The sequence below is a fragment of the Gemmatimonadota bacterium genome (genome assembly GCA_009838645.1).
Taxonomy (GTDB): Bacteria; JAAXHH01; JAAXHH01; order JAAXHH01; family JAAXHH01; genus JAAXHH01.
This window is the reverse complement of the sequence record VXRC01000029.1, coordinates 1,126-17,132: the sequence shown is the minus strand read 5'-3', so window position 1 is coordinate 17,132 and position 16,007 is coordinate 1,126. Positions and strand designations below refer to the sequence as shown.

Annotated in this window: 14 protein-coding genes and 1 pseudogene (1 of these 15 running past the window's edge); 4 read left to right on the top strand and 11 right to left on the bottom strand. The window is 61.8% G+C overall.

Going from position 1 to position 16,007, the window contains the following annotated elements; translation table 11 throughout:
- Positions 1-302: 302 nt before the first annotated feature.
- The 3 genes from dgoD to F4Y38_08385 form a co-directional block, all read right to left on the bottom strand.
- Complete coding sequence (gene dgoD / locus F4Y38_08395) at positions 303-1,436, bottom strand: galactonate dehydratase (protein ID MXY49306.1); 1,134 nt, start codon at positions 1,434-1,436, stop codon at positions 303-305.
- A 94-nt stretch (positions 1,437-1,530) separates the two neighbouring features.
- Positions 1,531-2,046, bottom strand: a complete 516-nt coding sequence (gene msrB, locus F4Y38_08390; GenBank protein ID MXY49305.1) for a peptide-methionine (R)-S-oxide reductase MsrB — start codon at positions 2,044-2,046, stop codon at positions 1,531-1,533.
- A 180-nt stretch (positions 2,047-2,226) separates the two neighbouring features.
- Complete coding sequence (locus F4Y38_08385) at positions 2,227-3,516, bottom strand: serine hydroxymethyltransferase (protein ID MXY49304.1); 1,290 nt, start codon at positions 3,514-3,516, stop codon at positions 2,227-2,229.
- A 283-nt stretch (positions 3,517-3,799) separates the two neighbouring features.
- Between F4Y38_08385 and F4Y38_08380 the strand changes: the two genes are divergently transcribed.
- Complete coding sequence (locus F4Y38_08380) at positions 3,800-4,006, top strand: hypothetical protein (GenBank protein ID MXY49303.1); 207 nt, start codon at positions 3,800-3,802, stop codon at positions 4,004-4,006.
- A 31-nt stretch (positions 4,007-4,037) separates the two neighbouring features.
- Here the strand turns inward: F4Y38_08380 and F4Y38_08375 are convergent, their stop codons facing one another.
- On the bottom strand, positions 4,038-5,522 hold the full coding sequence (locus F4Y38_08375; protein MXY49302.1) for a hypothetical protein: 1,485 nt from the start codon (positions 5,520-5,522) through the stop codon (positions 4,038-4,040).
- A gap of 384 nt (positions 5,523-5,906) precedes the next feature.
- Here F4Y38_08375 and F4Y38_08370 point away from each other — a divergent pair, with 384 nt between their 5' ends.
- The 3 genes from F4Y38_08370 (at position 5,907) to F4Y38_08360 (ending at position 9,901) form a co-directional block, all read left to right on the top strand.
- Positions 5,907-7,358, top strand: coding sequence for a hypothetical protein (locus tag F4Y38_08370; protein ID MXY49301.1), 1,452 nt, complete (start codon positions 5,907-5,909; stop codon positions 7,356-7,358).
- A gap of 97 nt (positions 7,359-7,455) precedes the next feature.
- The gene (locus F4Y38_08365; GenBank protein ID MXY49300.1) at positions 7,456-8,409 is read left to right on the top strand and encodes a hypothetical protein; all 954 of its coding nucleotides are present in this window, start codon (positions 7,456-7,458) and stop codon (positions 8,407-8,409) included.
- 436 nt (positions 8,410-8,845) lie between these two features.
- A complete protein-coding gene (locus F4Y38_08360; GenBank protein ID MXY49299.1) occupies positions 8,846-9,901 on the top strand; it encodes a M48 family metalloprotease in 1,056 nt (351 codons plus the stop codon).
- A gap of 48 nt (positions 9,902-9,949) precedes the next feature.
- Here F4Y38_08360 and F4Y38_08355 read toward each other — a convergent pair whose 3' ends face one another.
- The 7 genes and pseudogenes from F4Y38_08355 to F4Y38_08325 form a co-directional block, all read right to left on the bottom strand.
- Entirely contained in the window at positions 9,950-11,659 is a 1,710-nt protein-coding gene (locus F4Y38_08355) for a hypothetical protein (GenBank protein ID MXY49298.1), read from the bottom strand.
- A 64-nt stretch (positions 11,660-11,723) separates the two neighbouring features.
- Positions 11,724-12,860: a c-type cytochrome gene (locus F4Y38_08350; GenBank protein MXY49297.1), complete on the bottom strand. Its 1,137-nt coding sequence runs from the start codon at positions 12,858-12,860 to the stop codon at positions 11,724-11,726.
- An 88-nt stretch (positions 12,861-12,948) separates the two neighbouring features.
- A complete protein-coding gene (locus F4Y38_08345; protein ID MXY49296.1) occupies positions 12,949-13,398 on the bottom strand; it encodes a DUF3830 family protein in 450 nt (149 codons plus the stop codon).
- Positions 13,399-13,450: 52 nt separating this feature from the next.
- A complete protein-coding gene (locus F4Y38_08340; GenBank protein ID MXY49295.1) occupies positions 13,451-14,260 on the bottom strand; it encodes a hypothetical protein in 810 nt (269 codons plus the stop codon).
- Positions 14,261-14,270: 10 nt separating this feature from the next.
- The gene (locus F4Y38_08335) at positions 14,271-15,095 is read right to left on the bottom strand and encodes a hypothetical protein (GenBank protein ID MXY49294.1); all 825 of its coding nucleotides are present in this window, start codon (positions 15,093-15,095) and stop codon (positions 14,271-14,273) included.
- Positions 15,096-15,114: 19 nt separating this feature from the next.
- Complete coding sequence (locus F4Y38_08330; protein ID MXY49293.1) at positions 15,115-15,816, bottom strand: hypothetical protein; 702 nt, start codon at positions 15,814-15,816, stop codon at positions 15,115-15,117.
- 89 nt (positions 15,817-15,905) lie between these two features.
- A pseudogene (locus F4Y38_08325) lies at positions 15,906-16,007 on the bottom strand (hypothetical protein) (it continues 1,125 nt past the right edge of the window).

The following is a 16,007-nucleotide window of genomic DNA, read 5'->3' as shown; positions in this document are numbered from 1 at the left end:
GGGCCGACGAAGCCGCCGGAGCCGCCGTGGCCGACAGGGCCGACGAAGCCGCCGGGGCCGCCTCGGTAAATTCCGGCTCGAGGGAAACGGGCCAGAGCAAGGCCAGGCAGATGAGCCAGACCGGCGTGCGGACCAGCACGAGGGATCTGTATTTCCTTGGGATCAGGGCCATCGTGAAGGCAAGATAATAAACATATGTTTTGTTTAGTACCGCTTTTTTATACCTGCCATCCATTCATGGGCCGGACGCGGTCCCGCCACGCGATTTCGTGTGCGGTCCCGCCACGCATTCAGGAGATCTTCTACCAGTTCGTGAAAGATCCGTCTTCGCGCTGAAGCATGTGACCCCGGGCCGGTTGGTACGGATGTCGTTTGGCGGCCTCTTCGTCGAACTCCACTCCCAAGCCGGGCCGGTCAGGCGGAAGCAGGTAACCTTCTTTCCATTCGACCTGGACGGGGAAGACCTCCGGGAGCATGCCCGGCAGAATGGGGAGTTCCTGCACGGCGAAGTTCGATGACGCCAGGCTCAGGTGCAGGCAGGCGGCCGTGGACACGGGGCCCAGGGGATTGTGCGGCGCCAGGTTGATGTAGTGGGTCTCGCACCAGCCTGCGACTTTACGCGCCTCGGTCAGCCCGCCCGCGAGGCAGAGGTCCACGCGTGCGTAGTTGATCAGGTCTTCCTCGATCAGTTCCCGGAATTCCCACTTGCTGGTGAAGTGTTCGCCGACGCCGAGGGGTACGGCGACGTGCTGCCGGAGCATGCGGTAGGACGACTTGTTTTCGGATCGCAGGGGATCTTCGATGAAAAATGGCCGGTAGGGTTCGGCGGCGCGGCAGAAGGCGATCGCATCGGGTGGGTCGAGACGGGTATGCACGTCGCAAATCAACTCGACGTCGTCGCCCAGGGCTTCCCTGAGGGCCTGGAACTGTGCGATGCCCGTGCGCACCGCCCGTGTGGGCTCCAGTACATTGCCTTCGTGGGGCAACCCCCAGCGGATGAACTTCCAGCCGTCTTCCAGCCTGCTGCGCGCCTGGTCGACCAGCGCCCCGGACGGACCGTCGCCGCCGCAATGCGTATAGCAGACCGCCTTGTCCCGGCACAGGCCGCCGAGGAGTTCGTAGACCGGTACGCCGAGCGCTTTGCCGTGGATGTCCCAGAGGGCGATGTCGATGGCGCTGACCGCGGCGGAAAGAGCGTGGGCGCCGGGGAAGAAACCGCCGCGGAACATCACCTGCCAGAGGTGTTCCCTGCGGGTGGGATCCTGGCCGACGAGCCGGTCACGAAGGGCGAGGACGATCTCCCTGACGGCGAGTTCGCACCAGGTCAGGCCGCTTTCACCGATCCCGTAGATGCCCTCGTCCGTCTCCACCTTGACGACGAGATAGTTTCGGCTTCCGCCCCAGACCGGGTAGACTTTGACGTCGGTAATGCGCATGTGTATCGCAGGCTCCCGCTCCTTGCCGGGAGGCCGGGAGCCTGCTGCTCGTTCCTTGAAGAGATCCTGTTTTTCGTCCGTTAACCGTGATCTACTACTTGGCCGGTGCCTGCTTCTCGGGCTCGAAGTCCAGGGAAGCGGAGTTCATGCAGTACCTCAGGCCCGTTGGCTGCGGGCCGTCGGTAAACACGTGGCCCAGGTGGGCGTCGCATCGCTTGCACAACACTTCGGTGCGGATCATGCCGTAGCTGAGGTCCGCCTTCTCGTCGATGTTCTCTTCGGCGACCGGCTCGTAGAAACTGGGCCAGCCTGTGCCGGATTCGTACTTGGTCCTGGACGAGAAGAGCGGCGTGCCGCAACCGATGCACTTGTAGACACCGTCTTCATTGTGCTTGTTGTATTTACCCGTAAAGGCCCGTTCTGTGCCCTTCTCCCGGGTGACATAGTACTGCTCGTCGGTGAGTCGCTCTTTCCATTCATCTTTGGTCCTGACCACTTTATCCACCGTAACGGCTCCTTTCTTCGTTCCGTCGGAAGCGACCTCGACAATGGTCACCTTCCCAACCTCACCGGAATTGCCCTGGGCAACCGCCTCGTCCTGTCTCGGCATGCCCGAATCGCATGCGGCTACGAAGGCAAACGCGGCTACGGCTAAGATCATTCGGTACATGACGCCACCTCCCCGTCACGATCTGGTTTCAGTCGGCTTCGGCCAGCCGGTCCGACCTGTGCGGCCAGACTCGATCGGGCTTCAGGAAGCCGGCCGGTAAGGACCGGTGCCAACCGGGCGCTAACCGGCGCCGATCTCCTGCATGAGCGCCGCCCCGGCCGTGGAAATCCCGGGGACGGGGAAACCGGCACAGAGTTCCCTGACCTCATCATGGATCGACGACAGTTTCTCGTCGTTTCCGTGGTTTTCGATCGCCGTGTCGATCCAGCCGGCGATCTGCTTCATCTCCGGTTCCTTCATTCCGCGCGTCGTGGCCGCCGGCGTGCCGATGCGGATCCCGCTCGGGCTGAAGGGCGATCGCGTGTCGAAGGGCACCGTGTTCTTGTTCACGGTCAGCCCGGCCTTGTCGAGGGCGGTTTCAGCGTCTTTGCCGATGATGCCCTTGTTGGTCAGATCCACAAGTACGAGGTGGTTGTCGGTCCCGCCGGAGACGAGATCGAATCCGTGCCCAAGCAGCGTCTCTGCCAGGGCCTTCGCATTGTCCACGATCTGGCGGGCATAGTCCTTGAACTCCGGCCTCATGGCCTCCTTGAAGGTCAGCGCCTTGGCGGCCGTGATGTGATCGTGGGGGCCGCCCTGCAGCCCGGGGAACACGGCCCGGTCGATGTCCTTCGCGTATTTCTTGTGGCACATGATGATCGCGCTGCGCGGACCCCGCAGCGTCTTGTGGGTGGTCGTGGTGACGACGTCCGTGAAGGGCAGCGGACTCGGGTGGACGCCCCCGACGATGAGACCGGATATATGGGAGATGTCGGCCATGGGCACGGCCCCGACCTCGTCGGAGATGGCCTTGAACGCCTCGAAGTCGAACTGCCGCGGGTAGGCCGTGGCCCCGGAGATGATCAGCTTCGGCCGGTGCTCGAGGGCCAGGTCGCGGACCTCGTCCATGTCGATGCGGCCCGTTTCCCTCTGCACCCCGTAGGAGACCACGTTATAGGACTTGCCGGAGTAATTGACATGCAGCCCGTGGGTCAGGTGGCCGCCCTGGTCGAGCTTCATGCCCATGATCGTGTCGCCGTAGTCCAGCAGGCCGAACATGACCGCGGTATTGGCCGGGCTGCCCGAGTAGCATTGCACGTTGACGTGCTCGGCGCCGAAGAGTTCCTTCGCCCGCCTGCGGGCCAGGTTCTCGATCTTGTCGATGTACTGCTGTCCGCCGTAGTACCGCTTGCCCGGGTATCCTTCCGAGTACTTATTGGTCAGCACGGACCCCATGGCTTCCAGGATGGCCGGCGAGACGTAGTTCTCCGACGGGATGAGTTCGATCCCGTCCCGCTGGCGTTCGCGCTCGGCCACCAGCAGGCCGTACAGTTCTTCGTCTCGTTGCCGTACCGCGGAAAAGTCCTGCATGTCCACTCCCCGTCCGGGCCTTCGAAACAACCCACGACTTACGGGTTCAAACTAAGCGAAACGGCCGCGAGTCGCAAGCGAAAAGGGACTTGGCCAACCCCGTGCGGCACGGCTGACAGGGGCGCGGCGGCACCGCTGCCGGGATGCCATGCCGCAGTATATCGAGGCACGGATTTTTGTCGGTGTTTTTACGTTTTTACGAGGAGTCTACGGTCGTTCCGTACTATAACCTTTACATCATGTCATTCGGCGTTCACTAAACGCAGTCCGCGAAGGAACTGAAATGCCAGGGGAAGATCAGTTGGAAGTACCGGCAACCCGTTGGGATTTCCTTGTAGAACGCCTGAACAAGATCGACAATCGCCTGTCCGCCCTCGAAGATGCCCAGAAACACGTCGCAACGAAGATGTGGGTCGTCGGCACAGGCCTGACGACCATCGTCGTGCTGACGGGACTGATCATCAATCTGCTGAACCACCTCAAACCCTGATGGTCCGGGAGGCCGGACGTCTCGCGGGTCGTCACTTCTGCAGCATGCCCGCGGCGCTGACGACGAAGGCCGAGAGGAGCACCACGGTGGAGAGCACGCCCAGGACGAGCATGGCGGGTCGGGTGCGGTATGCGGGGGGCAGTTTGAAATTCAGGTAGACGGCCGCGCAGCAGACGATGCCCACGCCCAGGTTGGTGGCCAGAAGCGCTACGACCTGCGTGATCAGGTCGAAGGTGATGTCGCTCCAGATCGCCGCGGCGGAAGATACGAAGAACCAGATCACGATCCAGGTCTGCAGCCTGCGATAGGAATAGGACTTGAACCGCGGCCAGACGGCCGTCAGGAATTCGTGGGCGAACCGGGTCAGCGCCTCCGGTATGGTGGCCAGCGTGCCCCAGAGGGCCGCGAGGATGGCCACGTAGTACACGGGGATGAGGGCGGCGTGGATCTGCGCCCAGATGGAGGACTGTCTCGTGAGCAGGTCCCACGCGTTGCCGGGGAGGACCGTCTGCCGCGGGTAGAGCACGACCGCACCGGCGATCATGAAGGCGGCCGTGACGATGAAGAGCACGAGCGCTCCCATGGACACGTCCCACTTGAGCGGTGAGAGCAGCACGCGCATGCGCCGCACCTCCGACGGATCCTCCTTCAGATAGTCGATCTTCAGCGTGTGGCCGATCCGGCCGCCGAGCCGCTCCATCCCGCCGTGACTCGTCAGGCCCCAGCCCCGTTGCGCCACCCAGCCGGAATAGGCCAGGTAGGTACTCAACGTGCCTCCCACGTAGCCGAAAACGGTGACCAGGTTAAGGAAGTAGTCGTTCCTGGCCGCGATGGGCGCCCAATCGGGGGCGGCGGGCAGGTTCCCGATGGACAGCGTTCCGAAGAGGACGCCGCCCAGACTGGGCCAGACGATCACCGTGGCCAGGATGGTGCCGGACACCAGGACGCCGCAGATGATGATCTGCTGCTTTTCCAGGAACTCGTAGGACGTCAGCAGGCTCAACCCGATGGCCAGGCCCAGGAATACGGTCGTGACCAGGTTCGCCCAGAACGTATCGGTCGGGCCGGCCGGCAGCGAATCCGAGAAAATGTGTACGACGAGATTGCCGCAGGGCTTGGCGACCGCCGTCAGGGCGATGCTGAGGGCAAGCAGCTCGATGGTCAAAAGCGTCAGGATGAACCAGCCTCGGGGACCCGGTAACTTTGCGAGCATCCGGCCGAAGGGCTGGCCGCTCACTGCCGTGAAGCGGCCCAGCAGGTAGGTCACCGCGACGCCCTTGACCAGCACGCTCAGCAGGATGAGCCAGAGCAGGCCGTATTCCGCCCAGGCGCCGACGCCCGTAACCAGAATAGTCTCTCCCGCGCCCACGGCCATGGACGCCACCAGCGCGGCGGGCCCGAAGAAGCCGAGCATGCGCCTGAACTTCCTCCAGGTCCACGGTTCCGCGTAGGCGCCGGCAGGTTCGGGAATGGACAGGAACTCGGAGGAATCGGGACCTTTCGGGGCTTCGTTCATGGAAAAGAAATGATATGGTCACGAAGCCGTCACATCAAGCATTAATGCCGGGATGGGCCATGGACGGACCGTGTTGCGCGACGGCATTGAAGACCAGAGCGTGGAGCCGGCGCAACCTGCGTATTTCGTTCACAAAATCCTGTTTTAACAGGTGTCGACTTTGTATAATCTATCCATACCCATTTCAAGTCTCGATGTGGATGGTCCACCGGCCATTCGCACGTTTTCCGGATCCTGCTCCGGCGGTTGAAAGGAAGCCATCCGATGGACCCCAGCCTTAAAGCGATTTTAGATGAAGCAGGCATATCTTCGACCCGTTCCGAAGACCGGGAAGCCCTGACCCGGCGCGCCTTTCTCAAGCAGGCGGCCTTCGCGGCCGCGGCGATGGCGGCGCCCTTTCCCGTGCTGGCGGACCCCTACGCGCCGCAGGCCGGGAGCAACGCGGCGGCCGGCGTCCGCCCGGTCCGCCCGGTGCGTGTCTCCGGACGCGTCACGGCCGGCCGCGCGAGTCTGGCCGGGGTCGCGGTCACGGACGGGTTGACGGTCACGTCAACAGACGCGGACGGACGCTTCGAACTCGTTTCCAATACGGTTCAGTCTTTCGTGTCGATCTCCACGCCCGCCGGATACGCCATAGCGCAGAATCCAAGCGGCACGGCCTCCTTCTACCGGCCGATCATGGCGGACGGGTCGGGGGAGATGGCCGCGCGCTTCGAACTCGAGGCCCTGGACGGATCGGATGAACGCCACGGATTCCTGGTCCTCTCCGACCCCCAGACCCAGGACGCCTACGAAATGGGCCTCTTCCACGCGGAGACGGTCCCCGACGTGCGAGAGACCGCCGCCGCGCTGGCCGACCGCCTGCTGTTCGGCGTGGGCTGCGGGGATATCATGTTCGACGACCTGACCTTCTACCCCGAATACGAACGGGGCGTGCGTGAAATGGACATGCCCTTCTTCCAGGTCGTCGGCAACCACGATCTGGACTTCGGCCCGACCGACGACGGATCCGTCCGCACGTTCTGCCGCCATTTCGGCCCCAACTACTATTCCTTCGACCGGGGGGAAGTCCACTACATCGTGCTGGACAACGTGTTCTGGCACGGCCAGGGCTACATCGGTTACGTGACCGACGATCAGCTCAACTGGCTCGCCCAGGACCTTGCCCTGGTGGAAGCCGGCAGGACCGTGGCGGTGTTCAACCACATCCCCCAGTACACCACGCGCCATATCCGAACCGGCGACGGCAGTCCGTCCATTTCGTCCACGACCGTGAACCGCGAGCGTATGTACCGGATGCTCGAACCCTACCGGGCCCACGTGTTTTCCGGCCACGTGCACGAACACGAACACATCTTCGAAGGCGGGGTGCACGAAATCGTCCAGGGCACGGTCTGCGGCGCCTGGTGGAGCGGGCCCATCTGCTGGGACGGGACACCCGGCGGGTACGGCGTCTACGAAGTCGACGGTTCGGATATCCGATGGCGCTACAAGTCCACGGGACTGGACGAAAACCACCAGATGCGGGTCTATCTCCGCGGCGCCGATCCGGGGGCGCCGGACGAGATCGTGGCGAACGTCTGGGACTGGGACCCCGAGTGGCGGGTCGTCTGGTATGAAGACGGCGTGCGGAGAGGCGCCATGGCCCGGAGACCCGGGACCGATCCCCTTTCGGAAACCCTGCACCGGGGATCCGACCTGCCCGAACGACGCCCCTGGGTGGATCCGGTCACCACGAATCACCTGTTCTACGCGCCCGTGTCACCCGACGCCGGGAAGGTGGTGGTCGAGGCGACGGACCGCTTCGGCAGGACGTACACGGAGGAATTGGGCTGAGGCCGGATCTGGCAATTTCAGCGGAAGCCGGCTACGAGCAGCGTTTCCATTCACTACGACACGACACCATTAACCGCCAGACCACGGGGAGAGCACCATGGCGAGCGACGGGCTGATCAGCCCCTTCGACATCGATGACGACGGATACTTCTGGCTCAAGGGCAACCTGCATTCCCATACCACCAATTCCGACGGAAAGCCGTCCCCCCAGGAACGGCTGGACGGTTACGTCAACCAGGGATACGACTTCCTCTGTATATCCGATCACTACAAGATCACCCGTATCGATACGGTGAGCGCGCCGGACGATTTCGTGCTGGTGCAGGGCGCGGAGATCCACCCGGAGAACCCCTTCGGCGGCCAGACCCACCATTTCCTGGCGTATAACATCGACGAAGACATGGATTCGAAGCGCATGCCGCCTCAGCACGTGATCGATGAAGTCAAGCGGCAGGGCGGCTCGATCTGGCTCGCCCACCCCCACTGGAGTTCGGTCAACATCCTCCGGGATACCCTTCCCCTGCACGGCCTGGCCGGCATAGAGGTTTTCAACACCACCTGCCGCTGCGCCGGCCGGGGCGAGTCCTCCGTGCACTGGGACGACTGGATGGACCTGCTGGACCGGCCCGTACCGGCGCTGGCGAACGACGATTCCCACGCCCTCGAATCGGACAACAAGGACACCTACGGGGGCTGGAACATGGTGAAGGTCAGGGAGCGCTCGGCAAAAGCGATCATCGACGCGCTGGAACGGGGCTGCGCCTACGTCAGTACCGGTCCCGAAATCCACGACATCCGGCTGCGGCGCGTCGACGATCCGGGTGACGGGAATCGCGTCGTGGAAGCAAGCATCCGGTGCTCCGAGGCACAGAACATCCTTGCCGTGTTCGATTCCTACGGAACGGAGTACCGGCCAAAGGACGGCAAAACCTTCGAAGAGGCCACTTTCAGACTGCGGCCCAACGCGCGCTGGGTCCGGTTTGAGATCATCGCGCCGGACGGCACGAAAGCGTGGTCGAACCCGATGGAACTGGCAGAAGCCGGCCGTTGAGTTGAAGGGGCGCAGTTCACCAAAGTGTTTCCCGAGTTTCATTCAAACGTTGCATTCACCACCTGTCACAGGACCGAATCCGGAAGCTGGCGTGTTCCCGGAACACCGGTCCTGTGAACAGTGAGTCCATACTCGGAACCCGCCCTCCCCGAAGAAGACTCCGCGGTTCCCGCCCCAAACGACTGTCTCGACAGGATGGACGTCGATCCCCATCGTGGCGTAACCCTCCCCCTTCTCCGCCGGCGACGCGACCGCCGGCGACGCCGACACGGCCGATCTTCCCGTCACCCTCAAGAACTCCACTTACGTATCGGATATTTCTTTTGTGACGATTATTCGAAAATAGAATTGCCATCCGCTTTCGCAGCAGGCTAATTGTCGGAAACAACGCCCCTGCCTTTCACGATTCCAGTAGCAAACCGCCTGGTATGATGAAATGAGGCCCCGTATGAAACGGCTGTTCTTAATTCCTGTAGCCCTTGTCCTCCTGGCCTGCGGTACAACGATCATGGTGCCCGAAGTGGACCGGGCGGAGGCCGAGCGAGAAGCCCGCCGGCAACGGGTTCTGGCATGGAACAACGAGATGGAAGTGGGGCAAAGGTTCTATAACGCGGCCTTCGCCATCCTCGAAAGCAACGCCCGGTTCTGCGAAGACGAGACTACACTGCGACTCGGGATTCAGTATGCTACGCTTGAGAACTACGAACCGGAATGGCGGGAGATTGCGCGCTCCGAATCCGCCATAACCGATGGCGTCACCGTTATATCCGTCGCCAAGGGGTCCCCCGCGGGCACCTCGGGGATCATGGTCGGCGACGAGATATTGCGTATAAACGGGGAGGGGACCGGGACCGGAAGTTACGCGGTGGAGGATTTTCATGATCTCGTCAAGGAGTACGGCGAGGACGGACCGCTGACCGTCAGCATCCGGAGAGACGGGAACCCGATCGACCTCGAGGTCGTCCCCTCGACCGTTTGCGACTATCCCTTCCACGCGGTAAGGAGCGACGAGTTGAACGCCTGGACCGATGGATCCGCAGTGTTCATGACGACGGCCATGCTCCGCTTCGTGGAGAGCGACGATGCCCTGGCATTGATCCTCGGCCACGAACTGGCGCACATCACGCTCGGGCACGTGGATAAACAGCTGGCCAACACCCTCATCGGCGCCCTGGTGGGCGCCATCGTATCGGAATTGACCGGTGAGGACGTGACGGAGGGCGCGGCCAACTTCGGCAGCCAGGCGTATTCCCAGGAATTCGAGAGTGAAGCGGACTACGTGGGCGCCTACTTTTCATCACGGGCCGGATACGACCTGGCCAACGCCGCGGAAGTGTGGTGGAAAATCGCCATGGAAAAGCCTGAAGCCATAGACCTCGAGGGATCCACCCATCCTTCGACCGCCATCCGGCACCTGGCGATCAAGAAGACGGCCGAAGAGATCGAACGGAAACGCAGTGAAAACCTGCCGCTTGTTCCGGACGGGAAATGATGAATTCCGGCAGGACGTTGCGAAGAGGGCCGACTATCCGAACCGAGGTTATGGAAGGTCCAGCCGGCGGGCCGCCTCGGCGAGCACGACGGCCGAGGTCGAGGCGTTGTCGTTGTAGTAGGTTACGAAGCGCTTTGTCTCGCGGGCGTCGTACGGGGCGAGATTCTGCGCCCATCGGAAGCCGATGGTCTGGAACATCAGCCGGACCCTGACCACGGCGCTCAGCGGGCCGTCCGGCGCCTCGACCCGGTACCGGATCCGGTCGCTTCCGGCCTGGAAATCCGCGTCTTCCCCCGCCTCGCCGTGCACCATGATAGCGGCGGCGGCCGTATCCCGGTCAAAACCTTCCGGGAGCAGCCGGTTGTCCTTGGCGTAGGTGACGGCTGTAAGCAGTCCCGTGGTGACCCTTCCCGATCCGTCCGCGATGATCGGTTCATAGATCTGAACCTGGCCTGGATCGTCGATCACCTGGTAGTGCGGCTCATAGCGGGACGCGTCCGCGTCGTTGTCGTTGCCCTCGATGCTCCCGTCGGGATTCATGGCGCCGGATTCGAACACCAGGTTCCCGCCGTCATCACGCACCTCGAGGTGGATCCAGGCCCTTCGCGACGGGTAGGCCGTCGGCAGCTTGTGCCCCGCCAGGTTCGTCACCTCAAGATCGATAGCGATGTGTTCCTCATCGCGGGACACGGCCAGCACCTCGAGCCGGGCGGTGGCCGTCTCCAGGTTCTCCCGGGTCGCCTCGGCGGCGCGCTGAAGATCGCCAGGCGGCGCGGTCACGAGCAGTTCATCGCGATACTTGTCCATCAGACGCAGCATGAACTCGTTGCCGCCACGAAATACATGCTGTGAGACACCCTCCCGGTATTCTCCAAGCACCGAGGAGATAGGCGCCGATGCGGTCTCCGGCATATGGCAGGACTGGCAGCTTTCCGACTCCGCGAAGGCGCTGTGCCGCCACTCCAGGTAGGGCGTCTGCTCGGGGAAACGGGCCACTTCCCGTCCCTCGGCGTCCAGGCTCGTCGTGAACAGGGTGTGGCACGTGGCGCAGAATTCGGACTGCTGGACGTGGGTGGAACTGTCCGGGAGGAAACCCGTGGCCGACTGCATGACCCGGGTCAATCCGTCGTCCACCTCAAACGGTCCGAATATCTGCGGGTCGACGCCGGCTTCCGTCCGAATCACGAAGTTTCCGTCGAAGCTCGATTCCTCGCCAAGATTATCGGGCTGTATCTGGTGGCAGGCCGTGCAGGACACCCCGTCCATGGCGAGCAGCGCACTTTCCTCTCCCCGTCGGGCGGCTTCGAGGTGCGCGAACACCTCTCCGAGTCCACCGTTCTCCCGCGCCACCACGCGCGCCATGGGCATGTGGCAGGTCGAGCAGGTGTCCTCGATTTCGGCTTGCGCGCCCGGATGATCGGTGACCTCCCGCCGCACGGACGCCTGCCAGTAGGGGTCCCGGGCGGAATGCGCCATCATGGATCCGCGCCAGACATGACCGATGGACACGTTCTTCCCGTCCGCGTCGACGATGTTGCTGTGGCAGGCGATGCATTGATCCGAAGTGGCGAAGGTGCTGTGGTCCACCGATTGCGCGTCAACGGATGCACACGCCATCCCGACGAATGCCATCCCGACGAATGCCAGCCAGGCGAACGCCAGCCAGGCGAGACCGGGCGGCGCCTGCGTGCCGTACGCCCACAGCGTGACGCGCGCCCACATCTTGGTCCACGACCTGCCCGCGCAGTTACCAGCCATCGCGGAATCCCCCGTCAAACCAGTCCCACGGCAGGTACATGACGAACAGCGGTTCGCGGTCCGGCTACCAGCCATCGCGGAAACCTCCGTCGAACCAGTCCCACAGCAGGTACATGACGATCTGCGACTTGCGGTCCTGACCGTTGGCGACCGGTACCCGCACGCCTACGTTGAGGAGGATATGCTGGCGCGTATTCAAAGCCACCTGCATTTGAGGTACCAGGTCGAGCGTGACGTCGGCCCCGGAAACAGTTTCGCGGGACGCAAGCAGCTCGACCATGGGACTCCAGGCCCGGCCGAATTCGCCTTCCGTGAAGGTCCTGCCTATGGCAGTGCGGACAATACCCTTGTCCGGAGCGGTCCCCGTTACGGCGAAGTCCATCTGCACCTGGGACTGGAAAAACGCGTCGCCGGGCAATAACTGTACGAAGGAAACATGGGGCTCCAGCTTGGTCGAGCCGGTACCGAAACCGTCGTCCTCATCGCCGGTGGGCAGTACGACCTCGCCGCCGATGCTGAAGGCGTTACCGCGATCCAGATTGTGGTAGAGCGCATACCGGTAGCCCACGGTAAGGTCGCCGAAGCCGATCTCCGCCCCGTCGTCTCCCCCGGTCTGGCGGCGGCCGAAAGGAACTTTCGCTTCGATCATGCCGCGGGGGCCGAATCGCTTCTCGTACAACGGCTCTATGACCACGGCCTTGCTTTCGTCCGTGTCCAACCTCACGTTGAATACGGTCTCGTCCTCAGGAAACGCCTTCTCGGTAAAGAGGGGCTTGGGCACGTTGAATTCGCCGCGGGGCCAGTTATCGTTGGTGCAGAAGGTGCGGACGTGCCCGAGGATGGCGTAGATCTCCTCGTCCGTCAAGGCATCCCCGAAGGCGGGCATCATGCGGTCGAAGGCCCGCACGGGTCCGCCTTCATGGATCACGGCGTGCCAGTCGGGATCGGGCTCGCGGGACGCGAATTCGCAGTCCGTAAAGTCCGGAAGTTCAAGCACAAAACCGCGTTCTTCAAGCGGCCGTCCCCTTCCGTCCGAACCGTGGCAGGCCGCACAGGCCTGTTCATAGAGTTTGGCCCCGTCTATGGGTCTGGCCCCGATTGCGGGGTTGACCTCGTCCAACTGGTCGGCGAAGGCAGGACGCGCCAGAAAAAGACCAATGAGACAGAGCGGCACCGCGAAAAACCTGTAGGGTAGATGCATATCCTGGCAAGATTCCGTGACGGTGGCTATCGGAATGGATTGTGTGTTATATTAGACCGACTGGGAATCGGTTTCCTGCGATTCGAATTCAAACGACCCGTTCGATCCGTACGCGTTTCATCCCTTCACGCCGAATGCGGTAACACACCTCGAAAAAATCACTGGCGTCGCCGACCATCCGGGCGAAGAGATTCACGGCGACGGGACCGTCCGGCATGTTGGGGCGGCCGTCCCTGCCGTAGAACCAGCACAGTTCGGTGATGCCGTCCAGCCATCCGTGCTTCAGGCCCGGTTCCAAGCGGTAGTAGCAGATATCGCCGGGCAACGTGCGGCTCGTCAGGTTCTCGGGCGGAATGACGATGTCGTCGGACAGGAAGTAGGCGATCTCGCTGCCCGAATACACGGCGTGGATGCCCTCCTCCTCCAGGGGCAGGGCGTCCCAGACCGCCTGGCAGGTCTTCGGCGCCTCGTCTTCCAGCATCTCGGCGTCCACCGATACGCCTTCATCGACAAAGGTCAAACGGATTCTGCGCGGCATGGGTCGTTTCGGAAATCCTTGATCGACTTGCGGTTAGTTTGCCGAAGCTGGACTACAAGTTGAAAAATACGCCGATATCCCACGCAGGAGCGTCCAGCACATTGTGTGCGCCCATGTACTTCGTCACGCCCGCGGTGATCCCCGCGCTGGACGTGATGTGGAAGTTGATTTCAGGACCGAAGGACACGTACTGCTGATCGTTCCGGGTCCACTCGCCATCCGCCGTTCCAAGGGCTTTCACACCACGTACCCAGGCGGAAAACCCGACCCGCTCGCCAGCCATGAACCCCGCTTCGAGGGCGTACCTCAGTTCGTCGGAGTAATCGCTTTCACGATTGTTGAAGCCGATTTCAGCTTTAAGATAACCCGGCGTCGGCCACAGTGAATGGCCGACCTGGAGCAAAAATAACTGGTTGAATTCACCATCGCCGGTGAACAGGCCGACTTCCTGATCGGTATAGGAATCTCCAAGCGGCAAACCGGCCATGACCTGAATGCTCACGACCGTGGCCCGGTTGGTGAGCAATCCAATCCTGGCGCCAAGCTCCCAGTCCCCGGTACCCGTCTTGGTTTCGGACCCGTGCCGGTCTTCGCTGACCCGCTGGTAGAAGGGAATGTAACCAACAAGCGTCAACCGGTCTACAAGGCCAAATTCACCATACAGGCTGGTAGTATAACGGCTCAGTTCCGTTATGTCGGTCTTTCTTCCGGACGGCTGAAAATACGAATCACTCTTGATCAACTGCTCGTTCAGCTTGAAGTAACCTTTGCCCGGAGCGTGCGTCCATCCCCCGGCGAATACCGTGCTTGCTGGAAGGATGAAGCCCGCGAGCATCGCGGCAATTAGAATGGTTTTCGACATCGGCTGATTCCTACAGTTTCAGAAACACCCCGAATTCCCACGTTGGGGCGTCCAGCATGTTGTGGGCCCGGGTAAACCTGGTCATACTGGCGGTAATCCCCGCGTTGGGCGTAACGTAGAAATCGACCTGGGGGCCATAGGACAAGTACTCGACATCGTTACGCGGATGAAACTCGTCGTCCGCCCTGTCGAGGGCTTTTATTCCTCGAAGGCTCAATGCGACGCCAACTCGCTCGGCGATCGTATAACCGGCCTGCAGGCTGTAGCGCAACTCGTCGGCGTAATTGTCGTCGCGACTGTCGCTGCTCTTACGGTTGTTGTATCCGATTTCACCCTTTAGGTAGGCAGGTACGGGGTAGAGCGAATGACCTACTTGAAGTGAGAAATGTTGATTGAATTCACCGTCACCGGACCAGAGAACTATATCGCCCCCCGAATCGCCCAGGGGCAATCCCGCAAGGGCTTGAAGGCTGACCACCGTTGGTCCGCCGGTAAGTAGCCCGATCCTGACTCCTACGTCCCAATCACCAAGACCGGTCGTGGAATCGAATCCTTCAATATCAATGCTAAAGTTCGTGTAAACCGGCATATATCCCACCAGGGTCACCCGGTCAATCAAGCCGAATTCGCCGTAAAGACCTGTCGTATAGCCGCTCACGGTGGGTATCTCGGTCTTGGATCCGGTCGCAAGGAAAAGTGATTCGGCGCGGATGATCTGCTGGCTGAGTTTGAAATACCCCTTGCCCTGGGGCTGGGTCCATCCACCGGCATAGGCGACGGAGGCATGAAATACCATACCGGCGGTGATCAGCGCGGCAAGTACAAGTTTGTTCACACTAGTACTCCTTTGTTTATCAATTGCTCAATGACGTACTCCCGACCTCTTGATTGATCGCCCTGCAGTGAAGAATAAGGTAGTCCCATGAATCGATGTTTTCTCCGCTGGCAGGCGTAAAAGTCCAGGTCTTGGTCCCCGACTGCCGCGACACTTCGCCAAATGATCTGGCACCGGAAGGTAGACTAGCACCACTTCCCCAATTAATGTTACTGCTGGTATATAGCGCCACATACACATCCGGCGCCCCGCTCGGTGTGGACAGTCCGGTAATCTTGAGCTCGAGCTTCCCGTCCGATGTTTGGCTTAGTGTTACTGATCCACCAGAATTGTAGTTATTTCGACCACTAATCGTACCCGTACGACTCCTCAACATCGGCGCCGGCTCGGTCACCGTCAGCGTAGCCGTATCGGACTTGCCGTCCACCGAGGCCGTGATCGTCGTGGAACCTGCCTGCTTGCCTTCGGCCAGACCCGACGAGTTGATGGTCGCGACCGTGGTATTGCTGCTCGACCACGTAAAGGTCTTGCCCGGGATCACCGTGTTGTCCGATTCATAGGCCGTGGCGGTAAATTGCCGCGTCTCGCCCTCTTCAATCGACGCCGTTGATGGCGACACGGATACACGGTCCACAACGGGCGGCGGCTCCGTGACCGTCAACCTCGCCGTGTCGGACTTGCCGTCCACCGATGCCCTTATCGTCGTGGAACCCGCATTCACTCCCCGGGCCGTCGTCGACGATCCCGATGACGGGCTTACCGTCGCAACCGAACGGTTGCTGCTCGTCCAACTGAATGTCTTGCCCGGGATCACCGTGCCGTCCGATTCATAGGCTGTCGCCGTGAACCGCCGTGTGTCGCCCTCTTCAATCGACGCCGTTGATGGCGACACGGATACACGGTCCACAACGG